This is a genomic window from Mesocryomonas fontinalis (assembly GCF_055730125.2).
Genome location: NZ_JBUZWG020000003.1, coordinates 228391 through 241803 on the forward strand (window position 1 = coordinate 228391; position 13413 = coordinate 241803).

Sequence of the window (13413 nt, forward strand, 5' to 3'; positions counted from 1 at the left end):
AGCACCTGCCGCGCCGTTCCGCTTGCCCGGCTGCACCGTCGGCTGCTCGGCCTCTACCGGATATTTTCCCAGGCGAGGCTTGCGACCACGCGGCTTCGGTCGATACTGCGACCGACCCGCCGGTCTCGCTCGCTCCCTCCCGAGCGAGCGGCGACAACGACAGCCTGCGCAAGGAATGAAATTGGCCAGAACCGATCAGCTGAAACTTGGCACCTTCGTCTACACCTTCGGCTTCCACCCCGCCGGCTGGCTGCATCCCGACAGTGACGTCCACGGCGCCAACGCTTTCTCGCACCTCCTCAACGTTGCAAAGCTCTCGGAAGCGGCGAAGTTCGACTTCATGTTCCTCGCCGACTCGGCGGCGGCCGCGGTGGGCGACCCCGACGCCCTCGCCCGCCAGCCGACCAAGATGAACCGCTTCGAGCCGATGACGCTCCTGTCGGCGCTGGCGGTCAGCACCGAGCGTCTCGGCCTCGTCGGCACCGTCTCGACCAGCTATTACGAGCCCTACAACGTCGCCCGGCTGTTTGCCTCGATCGACCATCTCAGCCAGGGCCGGGTCTGCTGGAATGTCGTCACCTCCGACCACAACGAGACCGGCTACAACTTCAACCGCGAGGGTCTCGACCCGCATGCCCAGCGCTACGAGCGGGCGGTGGAGTTCGTCGACGTGGTGTTCGGCCTCTGGGACAGTTTCGAGAAGGATGCGCTGCTGCTCGACCGCGAGTCCGGCGTCTACTACGACAAGGACAAGCACCATACGCTGAACCACAAGGGCCCGCACTTCCAGGTGCGCGGGCCGCTGAACATCGCCGCCTCGCCGCAGGGCCGGCCGGTGATCGCGCAGGCCGGCGGCTCGGAGGCCGGCATGGAACTCGCCGCCCGCACCGCCGAGATCGTCTTCAGCCTCGCCTCCAACATCGACCGGAGCAGAGCCTTCTACGCCAACGTCAAGGGCCGCATGGCCGCCTATGGCCGCGAGCCCGACGACCTCAAGATCATGCCCGGCGTCGTCATCAACGTCGGCGCCACGCGGGAAGAAGCGCAGGCAAAGGTCGACTTCATGCTCGACAAGCTGCACCCCGACGTCGGCCGCGCGATGCTCGCCGAGTTCCTCGAGGCGGACCTTCACGGCGTTCCGCTCGACCAGCCCTTCCCGATGGACCGCCTGCCGGAGAAGCCGCGCGGCTCGCGCGCGCTGTTCGACGAACTCGTCGACTTCGTCACCCAGGGCCATACCGTCGGCGAGCTGATCCGGCACTATGCCGAGAAGCACACCGGCAACGGCATCACCGGCACGCCGACCGAGATTTCCGACTTCATGCAGGAATGGTTCGAGACCAAGGCCGCCGACGGCTTCATCCTGATGTTCCCGACGCTGCCCGCGAGCCTCACCGACTTCACCGAGCTCGTCCTGCCGGAACTTCGCCGCCGCGGCCTGTTTCGCGAGGAATACGAGGGCCCGACGCTCCGCGACAACCTCGGCCTGTCCGTGCCCGTCAACCGCTACGCGGCCGCGCGGGGTGCAAAGGGCTGAGGCAGGGGGCGCCGGCGCACGCAGGCCCTCGCGCGCCGTTGCGGCCGAACGCCTACATTCCCAGCCGCTCGATCTCCGCCGCCAGCGCCTGCCCCTGGAAGCCCGCGCCGAGCAGCACCGCTACGGCAATCCGGGCCTTGGGGCCGCTGAGGTCGCCGGCGAAGATCGCGCCGGCGCGCGCCAGATCCTTGCCGCCACCGGCGCCGTAGACCGGGCGCACCCGGCCTTGCGGGCAGCGCGAGGTAATGATCACCGGCAGGCCGGCCGCGATGATATCGGCGACCGCCGCGGTAATCGAGGGCGTCGTGTTGCCGATGCCGAAACCCTCCAGCACGATCGCCTTCGCCCCGTCGCCGGCGGCGAAGCGGACATAGCGGTCGCCAGCGCCCATCACCATCTTGACCAGCTCGACCTCGGTCTCGATCCGCTCCGGCGCATAGTGGAAACGCTGCGTTGGGCGGCGGTGGACGATCACAGTGCCGTCGTCGGTCTCGCCCAGCTTGCCGTGCTCGCCCGAGCGGAAGGTGTCGACCCGCGAGGTGTGCGTCTTGGTGACGTCCCGCGCCGCGTGGAACTCCTCCTCGAAAGAGATCACCACCCCGAGGCCCCGGGCGGCATCGGAGGCGGCGACGCGGATGGCGCTGGCAAGGTTCCGCGGGCCGTCGGTATCGGGCATGCCCGCATTGCGCTGGGCGCCGGTGAACACCACCGGCTTGTCGCCTTCCACCAGGAGGTCCGCGAGGTAGGCGCTCTCCTCCATCGTGTCGGTGCCGTGCGCCACCACCACGCCATCGCAGTCTTCGCCGGCGAGATGGGTGCGGATCCGCTGCGCAAGGGAGAAAGCGAGTGGCAGGTCGATGGCGAAGCTGCCGACGCTGCAGAAATCGTCGACGGCAAGCGCGATGCCGTCCAGCGGATCGTGGAGGGATGCGCGCAGCCGGTCGCCCGAAACACCGGCGACGACGTCACCGCCCTCGGTCGCTGCCCGCGAGGCGATGGTGCCGCCGGTGGTGATGAGAACGATCTTCTTCATGGGGTTGCTCCCGATCTGCGCGGCCGTCGATCGTCTGCGCCGGTTCCGATGGCGGCTCTCTTGCCACAGCGCGTCCGGCGACACGACATCGGCGCGCGACATTCCAGCCGTTTTCGCCCGGTCTTCACCCCGACGATGGTACGTCCTTCAACGCCGCGTGCCCCCCGCCTCGACGTCTACCGATGTCTTCTCGTCCCCGGCCACCGGCGCCAGCGAGAAATAGCGCCCGCGGGCATAGCCGAGACCGTTCCGGTCGCTGTCCTGGAAGTCGAGCACGCGGCCGATCAGGATCACGTGGTCGCCCGCCTCCACCGTCTGCTCCATGGCGCAGTCGAACCAAGCGGCCGCAGCGGGAAAGACCGGCGATCCCGCAGGTCCATCATGCCATACGACCGCGGCGAAGCGATCGTCGACCGGCCGGGCAAAGGCGTTGGACACGTCCTCCTGCGCCTCTGACAGGATGTTCACGGCGAACCGCTCGGCCTTCATCATCGCCTCGAGATTGCGCGAAGTTTTGGCAAGGCATACCAGGAGAAGCGGCGGATCGAGCGAGACCGAGGCGAAGGAGTTGGCGGTAAAGCCGATCGGCCGTCCCTCGCCATTGCGCGCGGTCACCACGGTGACGCCGGTGCTGAAGGCGCCGAAGGCATGGCGCAAGGCGCGTCGGTCGAAACTCGTCATGCCGTCTCCTCGTCGCGCCGCAGCCCGTCTGCGCGAACGCCGTCCACACTCCGCAACGGGGACCGCGCCAGACGCGCCATCAGGACGGGGCTATACCATAAGACCGGTCGCCGGGCAGACGGCGGCGTGCCCGTCAGCGTGGGCGCGGCTGGGTCGGGGTGAACAGGCGGCCTCTCTCGGTGATGAAGACGATGAGGATCGCGACGAAGCCGAGCACGGCGTAGCCGACCGTCAGCGGCACCACCGTGCCGTCGAAATGCTGGCCGATGTAGAAGCCGATCAGCGCGCCGACGACGGTTGTGACGAAGCCCTGGAACGACGCGGCTGTCCCGGCGATCGCGCCGACCGGCTCCATCGCCATCGAGCTGAAGTTGGAGACGATCAGTCCGAAGCAGAACATCATCGCCGACTGCAGGACAATGAATACCGTCAGCGACTCGTGCCCGGTCGAGGCGATCACCGCGTGCAGCGTTGCCGCCGCGGTAAAACCGATCAGCGCGACGTGCGAGACGAGCCGCATGCCGAGCCGCTCGACGATGCGCGAGTTGACCAGCGAGGAGACCGCGATGAAGAAGGCGATGCCGGCGAAGATCAGCGGAAAGGCCGTGCCGGTCTGGAAGATGCCGACGAAGATCTGCTGCGCCGAGTTGATGAAGCCGAACAGCGAGCCGAGGATCGCCGCCGCCGCCAGCGTGTAGCCGAGCGACATGCGGTTCGTCGCCACCGTCCGGAAGGCCCCGAGGATCGAGCCGACCGAGATCGGCAGGCGCAGGCTCTTGGGCAGCGTCTCCGGCAGGCGGCGGGCAGTCCAGACGGCGACGCCGAGCGCGAACAGGCCGAGCAGCAGGAAGATCCACTCCCACGGCGCCACCAGCACGATCCCCTGCCCGACGCTCGGCGCGATCACCGGCACGGCGATGAAGACGATGAAGGCGAAGGACATGACGCGCGCCATGTGCCGGCCGGAATAGCAGTCGCGCACGATCGAGATCGCCAGCACCCGCGTCGCCGCCGAACCGATGCCCTGCACGACCCGGGCGACCACCATCTGGTCGAGCGAGGTCGCGAGAACCGCGAGCCCGCTTGCGGCGGCGTAGAGGATAAGGCCGAAGATCAGCACCGGCTTGCGGCCGAAACGGTCGGACAACGGGCCGTAGAACAGCTGTGCGGCGCCAAATCCGAGGAGATAGGAGGTGACGATCAGCTGGCGCTGGTTCTCGGAGACGACGTTCAGCGCGGCGCCGATTTCCGGCAGCGCAGGCAGCATGGAATCGATCGCCAGCGCGTTGACCGCCATCATCGCCGCGATCAGCGCGACGAACTCGCGAAATCCCATGCCGGCATGCGGCGAAACAGCCTGAGCCGGCTGGTTCTGGCGAAGGATAGCATCGGACATGGATCAGGCTTTCGGCATCAAGACGCGGCCACGACGGCGACGATGCAAGGCCTGCGCCTATAGCATCGGCCCGAAAATCGAAAACGATTTCCGGGCCGGCCGCTTAAATAATAAGGGAGGCGTTGCATTTACCCCGTCGGAGCCAGACAGCCCCCGGCGGCGCGATCAGATGTCGCGCAGCCGCAACCGCTTGTTGATGTAGAGCGCGACGAGCGTGCAGATCGCGCCGGACATCAGGTAGACGCCGACCGCTCCGAGGCCGAAGCGGCTGGAGAAGCCAAGCGCCACCAGCGGCGCAAATCCGGCGCCAATCAGCCAGGCAAGATCAGACGTCAGCGCCGAGCCGGTGTAGCGATTCTCGTTGGCGAAGCTCGAGGCGACGGCGCCCGCGGCCTGGCCATGCGACAAACCGAGCAAGGAAAAGCCGATGAGGATGAACGCGGTCTGGCCGGAAGCGCTGCCGCCGAGGAGGAAAGGCGTCACCAGGCTGAAGATGGCGATGCCAACCGCGCAGATCGCCAGCAGGAACCGACGCCCGATCCGGTCGGCGATGACGCCGGACAGAACGATGCCGATGAGGCAGAGCACGGCGCCGTAGAGCTGCACCAGCAGGAACTCTCCCGGCGAGCGATCGGAGAAGATGTCGATGTAGGAGATCGGGAAGATCGTCACGAGATGGAACAGCGCGAAGCTTGCCAGCGGCACGAAGGCGCCGATCAGCACCGCCCGCCCCTGCACCGTCAGCAGTTCCGAGACACTGACGGGCGCGAGATCCTGCGTCTGATAGGCCTGCGCGAACTCTTCGGTGGCGATCAGGCGAAGCCGGGCGAACAGCGCGACGACGTTGATGGTGAAGGCGACGAAGAAGGGATAGCGCCAGCCCCAGCCGAGGAAGTCCTCGGTCGACAGGTTGAGCAGGAAGAAGGCGAACAGGCCGCTCGCCACGATGAAGCCGATCGGCGCGCCAAGCTGCGGCATCATGGCATACCAGCCGCGGTGCTTCTCCGGGGCGTTCAGCGCCAGCAGCGAGGCGAGCCCATCCCAGGCACCGCCGAGCGCGAAGCCCTGGCCGAGGCGGAACAGGATGAGCGCCGCGATCGAGGCGTTGCCGAGCGTCTCATAGCCCGGCAGGAAGGCGATCGACGCCGTTGAGCCGCCGAGCAGGAAGAGCGCGATGGTCAGCTTGACGCCGCGGCCGTGCCGCCGGTCGATCGCCAGGAACACCACCGAACCGATCGGCCGCGCGATGAAGGCAAGGCCGAAGATCGCGAAGGCGTAGAGCGTCCCGGTGAGCTGATCGACGAAGGGAAACAGCAGCGCCGGGAACACCAGCACCGAGGCGATGCCGTAGACGAAGAAGTCGAAGGACTCCGAGGCGCGGCCGATGACCACGCCGAGGGCGATCTCGCCCGGTGATACGTGCGAGGACTCCGGCGAGACGGCTTGCGCGTCGCTCACGAGTTCCTTGCGAGGGGCCAGGGGCGCCGTGGACATATCATTCTCCTGCCGCCTTGCGGTGTGCCGCATATCCTGTGAACATGAAGCATGTTGGCGTACCGATAGGGTGCGGAGCCGGCGCTCGTCAAACGAGATTGGCGTCTGGCGCCATGGACAAAACGTCCAATCCCCTCCCTTCACCCTCTACCATAGATGATGCCCCATCGCATCAAGGCTGAGATGACCCCTTTGTCCGCAAGATATCTTCGCATCCTGGCGATGCTTCCCCTCATCGCCCTTCTGGGCGGCTGCAACATGGTGGTCATGAGCCCGTCCGGCGACGTGGCGATGCAGCAGAAGGATCTGATCATCGTCTCGACGATCCTGATGCTGCTGATCATCGTGCCGGTGCTCATCGCGACGGGCCTCTTCGCCTGGCGCTATCGCGCCTCGAACAAGGATGCGGTCTACGATCCCGACTGGCATCATTCGACCCGCCTCGAAGTGCTGATCTGGACCGCCCCGCTGATGATCATCATCGCGCTCGGCGCGGTGACCTGGATCAGCACCCATCTCCTCGACCCGTACCGGCCGCTCGACCGGATCGACGCCAACCGACCGGTCGGCGACATCAAGCCGATCACCGTTGAGGTCGTCGCGCTGCCGTGGAAGTGGATGTTCATCTACCCTGAGCTCGGCATCGCCACGGTCAACGAACTTGCAGCGCCCGTCGACGTGCCCATCAACTTCAAGATCACCTCGTCGGCAATCATGAACTCCTTCTACATCCCGGCGCTGGCGGGCCAGATCTATGCCATGGCCGGCATGGAGACGAAGATGCACGCGGTGATCAACAAGGCCGGCGTCTACACCGGTATCTCGGCCAACTACTCCGGCGCGGGCTTCTCGGGCATGAACTTCAAGTTCCACGGCCTCGCCCAGGCGGACTTCGACAGCTGGGTCGAGAAGGTGAAGACGCAAGGCACCGCGCTCAACCGCAACGCCTACTTGGTCCTAGAAAAACCGAGCGAGAAGGTTCCGCCGCGCTACTTCGCCACCGTCGAGCAGGATCTCTACCAGGCGATCCTCAACATGTGTGCCACCCCCGGCAAGATGTGCATGGACGAGATGATGAGGATCGACGCCCAGGGTGGCGGCGGCGAGGACAGCACCGCGGTGCGCGAGCGGCTGATGCAAGGCACCCACGATTTCGACAGCTTCGGCCACAGTTTTTCGCAAGGTGAGGAGGCGATCGGCGCCACCTTCCCGGCGACGAACCGCTCGTCGAAATCGAGCGAGCAGCCCGAAGGCATGCAGGACCGTCCGAACGCCACCCCGCCGGCAGGCGAACCGGGTGCCGAGGCCCCGACCGGCCAGGACCAGTCGATGCCTGGAATGGACATGCCGCAGACGGGAGTGGGCCAGAACCCTGCCCCGAGCCAGTTGGATCAGTAAGGCCGTCAGGCACTTCGCGCCGGACCCACAGACCAGAACGAGCAGCATCCGATGTTCAACGATATGAATCTTCAGCAATTGATCTTCGGGCGGCTGACGCTCGAGGCGATCCCCTATCACGAGCCGATCCTCGTCGCGACGTTCGCGGCGGTGGCACTGGGCGGCATCGCGATCGTCGCGGCGCTGACCTATTTCCGGCTATGGGGCTATCTCTGGACAGAGTGGTTCACCTCCGTCGATCACAAGAAGATCGGCATAATGTACATCATTCTGTCGATCGTGATGCTGCTGCGCGGCTTCTCCGACGCGATCATGATGCGCGCCCAGCAGGCCATGGCCTTCGGCGATGCGCAAGGCTTCCTGCCGCCGCACCACTACGACCAAGTGTTCACAGCGCACGGCGTGATCATGATCTTCTTCTTCGCCATGCCGCTGGTCACCGGCATCATGAACTTCGTCGTGCCGCTGCAGATTGGCGCGCGCGACGTCGCCTTCCCCTTCCTCAACAATTTCAGCTTCTGGATGACGGTCGGTGGCGCCGTCACCATCATGCTGTCGCTGTTCGTCGGCGAGTTCGCGCGCACCGGCTGGCTCGCCTATCCGCCGCTGTCGGGGGCGACCTTCAGTCCGGGCGTCGGCGTCGACTATTACATCTGGGGCCTGCAGATCGCCGGCGTCGGCACGCTGCTATCCGGCATCAATCTCCTCGTCACCATCGTGAAGATGCGCGCGCCCGGCATGACCATGATGCGGATGCCGATCTTCACTTGGACCTCGCTCTGCACCAACGTGCTGATCGTCGCCGCCTTCCCGGTGCTGACGGCGGTGCTCGCCCTCCTGTCGCTTGATCGCTACGTCGGCACGAACTTCTTTTCGAACGACCTCGGCGGCAACCCGATGATGTACGTCAACCTCATCTGGATCTGGGGCCACCCGGAGGTCTACATCCTCATCCTGCCGGCCTTCGGCATCTTCTCCGAGATCGTCGCGACCTTCTCGCGCAAGCGCCTGTTCGGCTATGCCTCGATGGTCTACGCGACCGTCGTCATCACCATCCTGTCCTACCTCGTCTGGCTGCACCACTTCTTCACGATGGGCTCGGGCGCCAGCGTCAACTCGTTCTTCGGCATCACCACGATGATCATCTCGATCCCGACGGGTGCGAAGATCTTCAACTGGCTGTTCACGATGTATCGGGGCCGCATCCGCTTCGAGGTGCCGATGCTGTGGACGCTCGGCTTCATGGTGACCTTCGTCATCGGCGGCATGACCGGCGTGCTGCTCGCCGTGCCGCCGGCCGACTTCGTCCTCCACAACTCGCTGTTCCTCATCGCCCACTTCCACAACGTCATCATCGGCGGCGTGGTGTTCGGCCTGATGGCGGGCATCAACTACTGGTACCCGAAGGCCTTCGGGTACAAGCTCGACGCGTTCTGGGGCAAGATGAGCTTCTGGTTCTGGCTAACAGGCTTCTACTTCGCCTTCATGCCGCTCTACGTCCTCGGCCTGATGGGCGTGACCCGCCGCCTCAGCCACTTCGAGGACCCGTCGCTGCAGATCTGGTTCATCATCGCGGCCTTCGGTGCGGTGCTGATCGCGCTCGGCATCGGCTCCTTCCTGATCCAGCTGGTCGTCAGCTACCGTAACCGCGTGGCGCTGGCCGACCTCACCGGCGACCCCTGGGGTGGGCGGACGTTGGAATGGTCGACCGCCTCCCCGCCGCCGTCCTACAACTTCGCCTTTACGCCCGTGGTGCACGACCATGACGCGTGGTGGGACATGAAGCAGCGCGGCTATGTCCGTCCGCTAAAGGGGTTCCGCTCGATCCACATGCCGAGCGGCACCGGCGCTGGCGTCATCATTGCCGGCCTGTCCACCGCCCTCGGCTTCGGCATGATCTGGTACATCTGGTGGCTGGCGGCGCTGTCCTTCCTCGGCATCATCGCTGTCGCGATCATCCACAGCTTCAACTACAAGCGCGACTTCTACATCCCCACCGACGACGTGGTGCGCAGTGAAGACGAGCGCAGCCGCCTTCTGGCACAGGGGGTCTGAGACCATGGTTTCGACGACTGCAATGATCCCGGGCGCCATGACGGTCGAGCCCGGCGAAGACATCAACCGCTTCTACGTCGAGGGTGAGGAGCCCCACGTCGAGAACGGCACGCTGCTCGGCTTCTGGATCTACCTGATGAGCGATTGCCTCATCTTTGCGGTCCTGTTCGCCTGCTACGGCGTCTACGGCCGCAGCTACGCGGCCGGCCCCTCGGGGGCGGACCTGTTTGACCTGCCGCTGGTGGCGGTCAACACGGCCATGCTGCTGTTCTCCTCGATCACCTACGGCATGGCGATGCTGGCGATGGAGAAGGGTCGGCAGAAGGCGACGCTCGCCTGGCTGGCGCTGACCGGCGTCCTCGGCCTCGTCTTCCTCGCGCTCGAGCTCTACGAGTTCGCCCACCTCATCCACATTGGCGCCGGCCCGCAGCGCAGCGCCTTCCTGTCGTCGTTCTTCACCCTCGTCGGCACGCATGGACTGCACGTTACTTTCGGCATCGTCTGGCTGGTGGTGCTGATGACCCAGGTCGCCCGCCACGGTCTCATCGAGGCCAACCGCCGCCGTCTGCTGTGCCTGTCTATGTTCTGGCACTTCCTCGACGTGATCTGGATCGGCGTCTTCTCCTTTGTCTACCTGATGGGTGTCCTGCCATGAGCGAGAACAACCTGGTTCACGCCGCCCCGAACGCCACTGACCACGGGCACGAGGGCAAGCACGGTACCCGCCAGAGCTACCTCATCGGCTTCGGCCTGTCGGTGGTGCTCACGGCGATCCCGTTTTGGCTGGTGATGGCCGACATCATCACCAGTTCGCGGGTGGCAGGCATTGCGGTCATGGTGCTGGCGGCGATCCAGATCGTCGTCCACATGGTCTACTTCCTGCACATGAACACCAAGTCCGAGCAGGGCTGGAACATGCTCGCGCTGATCTTCACCGTGGTGATCGTCGTTATCACCCTCGCCGGTTCGCTCTGGGTGATGTTCCACCTCAACAACAACATGATGCCGATGTCGCAGCATGAAATGAAGAACATGCCGTGACGACAGGAGGCCGGCCAGACGTCCACGATACCAGCCCTCGTCGAGCGGGCCGTATCGCGGTCGCGCTTGCCGGCCTCCTCGTCTTCGTCACGCTGATCGCCCTCGGCGTCTGGCAGGTCCAGCGCCTCGGCTGGAAGCTCGACCTGATCGCCCGGGTCGACGCCCTTGTCCATGCCGAACCCGCGCCGCCCCCCGCCCCGGGTGTCTGGCCGGCCATCGCCGATGAAGAATACCGGCGCCTCCGCCTCGACGGCACTTTCCGCAACGACCGCGAGGCGCTGGTCCAGGCGGTCACCGCGCTCGGCCCCGGCTTCTGGGTGGTTACGCCGCTGCAGCGCGCGGACGGCGAGACGATCCTCGTCAACCGCGGCTTCGTGCCGCCGGAGCGCCGCGATCCCGCCACGCGCACTGCCGGCCAGATCGAGGGGCCGACGACGGTCACCGGCCTTCTGCGCCTCTCCGAGCCAGGCGGCGGCTTTCTGCGCGCGAACGACCCGATGGCCGGGCGCTGGTACTCCCGCGACGTCGCCGCCATCGCCGCCGCGCGCGGATTGACGGCCACGGCGCCCTACTTCGTCGATGCGGATGCGGCGCCCAATCCTGGCGGCTGGCCGGTCGGAGGCCTCACCGTGATCGCCTTCAGCAACCATCATCTCGTCTATGCCGTCACCTGGTTCACGCTCGCGGCGATGCTCGCAGCCGTCGGCGTCTGGGCATGGCGCACGCGGCGCCGCCCCGCGCCATCGCCGGTGGAGGGAGATGGGCCCCCGGCACCGAGGTCCCTCGCGCCGTGAGCCGCCTTTTCCCAGAAACCACTGCTACGACCGAGCGGACGCTCTTCGGCGATGCCTTCCGGCCGCAGTGGACCGGCGAGGATCCGCTGCCGAACGACGACCTCACCGGCCGCAAGAATTTTCTGCTGCTGATCCAGTTGCGCTGGCTCGCGGTCGCCGGCCAGGTGTTCAGCATGATGGTCGTCGCCATCGCGCTCGAGATCCCGCTGCCGCTCGGGCCGATGGGGCTCGTGATCGGGCTGCTGGTCGCCCTGAACTTCGCCAGCCATCTCCGGCTGCGGCGGCAGAGCAGCGTCAGCAATGGCGAGCTCTTCGGGGCCTTGCTGTTCGACCTCGCGGCGCTGACGGCGCAGCTGGCCCTCAGCGGCGGAGCGGCCAATCCCTTCGTCTTCCTCTACCTCCTCCAGGTCACGCTCGGCGCGGTGCTCCTCGAGGCCTGGTCGACCGTGGTGCTGGTCGCCCTGTCGATCCTATGCTTTGCCGGCCTGACGCTGTTCTACGTGCCGCTGGAGTTCGGGGCGCATCCGGGCCTCGGCGTCGAGAGCCTGCAGATCACCGGCATGCTGATCTGCTTTGCCATCAACGCCGCGCTGCTCGCGGTCTTCGTCACCCGGATCAACCGCAATCTCAGCGAGCGCGAGGCCCGGCTTGCCGGCATGCGCCAGCGCGCCGCGGAGGAGGACCACATCGTCCGGATGGGACTGCTCGCGTCCGGCGCCGCGCATGAACTCGGCACGCCGCTGGCAACGCTCTCCATCATCCTCGGCGACTGGCGCCGCATGCCGGCGCTCGGCGACGATCCCGAGCTTTCCGAGGAAATCGCGGCCATGCAGGCCGAGGTGCAGCGCTGCAAGACCATCGTCACCAGCATCCTGCTCTCGGCCGGCGAGACGCGCGGCGAATCGGCGGGGGCGACGACGCTTCTCGACTTCCTCGACGGTCTCGTCGACGACTGGCGGGCGACCAAGCCGCTCGCCCGCGTCGCCTATGAGAACGGCATCGACGACGACATCGCCATCGTCGCGGAATCGACGCTGCGCCAGGGTCTGTTCAATATCCTCGACAACGCCTTCGAGGCCGGCAAAGGATGGCTGCGCCTGACGGCCTCGCTGCAGGACGACACGCTGCTTCTCGCCGTCGAGGACGACGGGCCAGGCTTTCCAGCCGAGATGCTGGCGACGGTCGGAAAACCCTACCAGTCGAGCAAGGGCCGGCTCGGCGGCGGGCTCGGCCTGTTCCTGCTGGTCAATGTCGTGCGCAAGCTCGGCGGCAGCGTCGACGCGCGCAACCGGCCGGAGGGCGGCGCCATCGTCTCCCTGGCGCTACCCCTGGAGGCCTTGGCGATCGATGGACGATAACACGACGGAAAAGCTGCTGGTCGTCGTCGACGACGACGAGGCCTTCGCCAAGACGCTGAAGCGCTCTTTCGAGCGGCGTGGCTATACGGTTCGCGTCGCGCCTGATCTTGCCGCCTTGCGCGCGGTGCTGGAGGAAGCGACCCCCGGCTATGCGGTGGTAGACCTGAAGCTCGCCGGCGCCTCCGGCCTTGCCTGCGTCGAGGCGTTGCACGAGCACGATCCGGACATGCTGATCGTCGTCCTCACCGGCTTCGCCAGCATCGCGACCGCGGTCGAGGCGATCAAGCTCGGCGCCTGCCACTACCTTGCCAAGCCGTCGAACACCGACGACATCGAGGCCGCCTTCGGGCGTGGCGCGGGCGATACCGCCGTGCCGCTGACCGGCCGGCCGACGTCGATCAAGACGCTCGAATGGGAGCGGATCCACGAGGTGCTGGCCGAGACCGACTTCAACATCTCCGAGACCGCCCGCCGCCTCGGAATGCACCGCCGAACGCTCGCGCGGAAACTGGAGAAGCGCCAGGTCAACTGAGGGGTGCAGCGTCGCACCCGCGATCGATTCCGGTGATTGTTCCTCCAGGCGTCAGCCACTCCCGCTGCGGAGATATTCCGTAAGGAGACCTTAG

General features: G+C 66.2%; 11 protein-coding genes and 1 pseudogene. 8 read left to right on the plus strand and 4 right to left on the minus strand.

All coding sequences use genetic code 11. The features are described 5' to 3' along the window. Positions 1–181: 181 nt before the first annotated feature. Positions 182–1537, plus strand: coding sequence for an LLM class flavin-dependent oxidoreductase (locus ACZL02_RS09195; protein WP_472937321.1), 1356 nt, complete (start codon positions 182–184; stop codon positions 1535–1537). A gap of 52 nt (positions 1538–1589) precedes the next feature. Here the strand turns inward: ACZL02_RS09195 and ACZL02_RS09200 are convergent, their stop codons facing one another. The 4 genes and pseudogenes from ACZL02_RS09200 to ACZL02_RS09215 form a co-directional block, all read right to left on the minus strand. Continuing rightward, positions 1590–2570 carry an asparaginase gene (locus tag ACZL02_RS09200; protein ID WP_472937320.1) on the minus strand — a complete coding sequence of 327 codons (981 nt, stop codon included), beginning with the start codon at positions 2568–2570 and terminating at the stop codon, positions 1590–1592. A 213-nt stretch (positions 2571–2783) separates the two neighbouring features. Beyond that, positions 2784–3251 (minus strand): annotated as a pseudogene (locus tag ACZL02_RS09205) (flavin reductase family protein); the annotation flags it as partial. Between the two features lie 133 nt (positions 3252–3384). Continuing rightward, positions 3385–4587, minus strand: coding sequence for a multidrug effflux MFS transporter (locus tag ACZL02_RS09210; RefSeq protein WP_472938123.1), 1203 nt, complete (start codon positions 4585–4587; stop codon positions 3385–3387). Positions 4588–4812: 225 nt separating this feature from the next. Further along, a complete protein-coding gene (locus ACZL02_RS09215) occupies positions 4813–6141 on the minus strand; it encodes an MFS transporter (RefSeq protein ID WP_472937319.1) in 1329 nt (442 codons plus the stop codon). Positions 6142–6324: 183 nt separating this feature from the next. Here ACZL02_RS09215 and cyoA point away from each other — a divergent pair, with 183 nt between their 5' ends. From cyoA to ACZL02_RS09250, 7 genes are read left to right on the plus strand one after another with little or no spacing between them, the layout of a single operon-like run. After that, the gene (gene cyoA / locus ACZL02_RS09220) at positions 6325–7539 is read left to right on the plus strand and encodes a ubiquinol oxidase subunit II (protein WP_472937318.1); all 1215 of its coding nucleotides are present in this window, start codon (positions 6325–6327) and stop codon (positions 7537–7539) included. A gap of 51 nt (positions 7540–7590) precedes the next feature. After that, complete coding sequence (cyoB, locus tag ACZL02_RS09225; RefSeq protein WP_472937317.1) at positions 7591–9594, plus strand: cytochrome o ubiquinol oxidase subunit I; 2004 nt, start codon at positions 7591–7593, stop codon at positions 9592–9594. A gap of 37 nt (positions 9595–9631) precedes the next feature. Continuing rightward, positions 9632–10249, plus strand: a complete 618-nt coding sequence (cyoC, locus tag ACZL02_RS09230; protein WP_472938122.1) for a cytochrome o ubiquinol oxidase subunit III — start codon at positions 9632–9634, stop codon at positions 10247–10249. Continuing rightward, complete coding sequence (gene cyoD / locus ACZL02_RS09235; RefSeq protein ID WP_472937316.1) at positions 10246–10635, plus strand: cytochrome o ubiquinol oxidase subunit IV; 390 nt, start codon at positions 10246–10248, stop codon at positions 10633–10635. The genes cyoC and cyoD overlap by 4 nt, the downstream gene beginning before the upstream one ends. Beyond that, positions 10632–11429, plus strand: coding sequence for an SURF1 family protein (locus tag ACZL02_RS09240; protein WP_472937315.1), 798 nt, complete (start codon positions 10632–10634; stop codon positions 11427–11429). Before cyoD ends, ACZL02_RS09240 begins: the two co-directional genes overlap by 4 nt. Beyond that, on the plus strand, positions 11426–12787 hold the full coding sequence (locus ACZL02_RS09245; protein WP_472937314.1) for an ATP-binding protein: 1362 nt from the start codon (positions 11426–11428) through the stop codon (positions 12785–12787). Before ACZL02_RS09240 ends, ACZL02_RS09245 begins: the two co-directional genes overlap by 4 nt. Continuing rightward, positions 12777–13319, plus strand: a complete 543-nt coding sequence (locus ACZL02_RS09250) for a response regulator transcription factor (RefSeq protein ID WP_472937313.1) — start codon at positions 12777–12779, stop codon at positions 13317–13319. The genes ACZL02_RS09245 and ACZL02_RS09250 overlap by 11 nt, the downstream gene beginning before the upstream one ends. Positions 13320–13413: the final 94 nt, after the last annotated feature.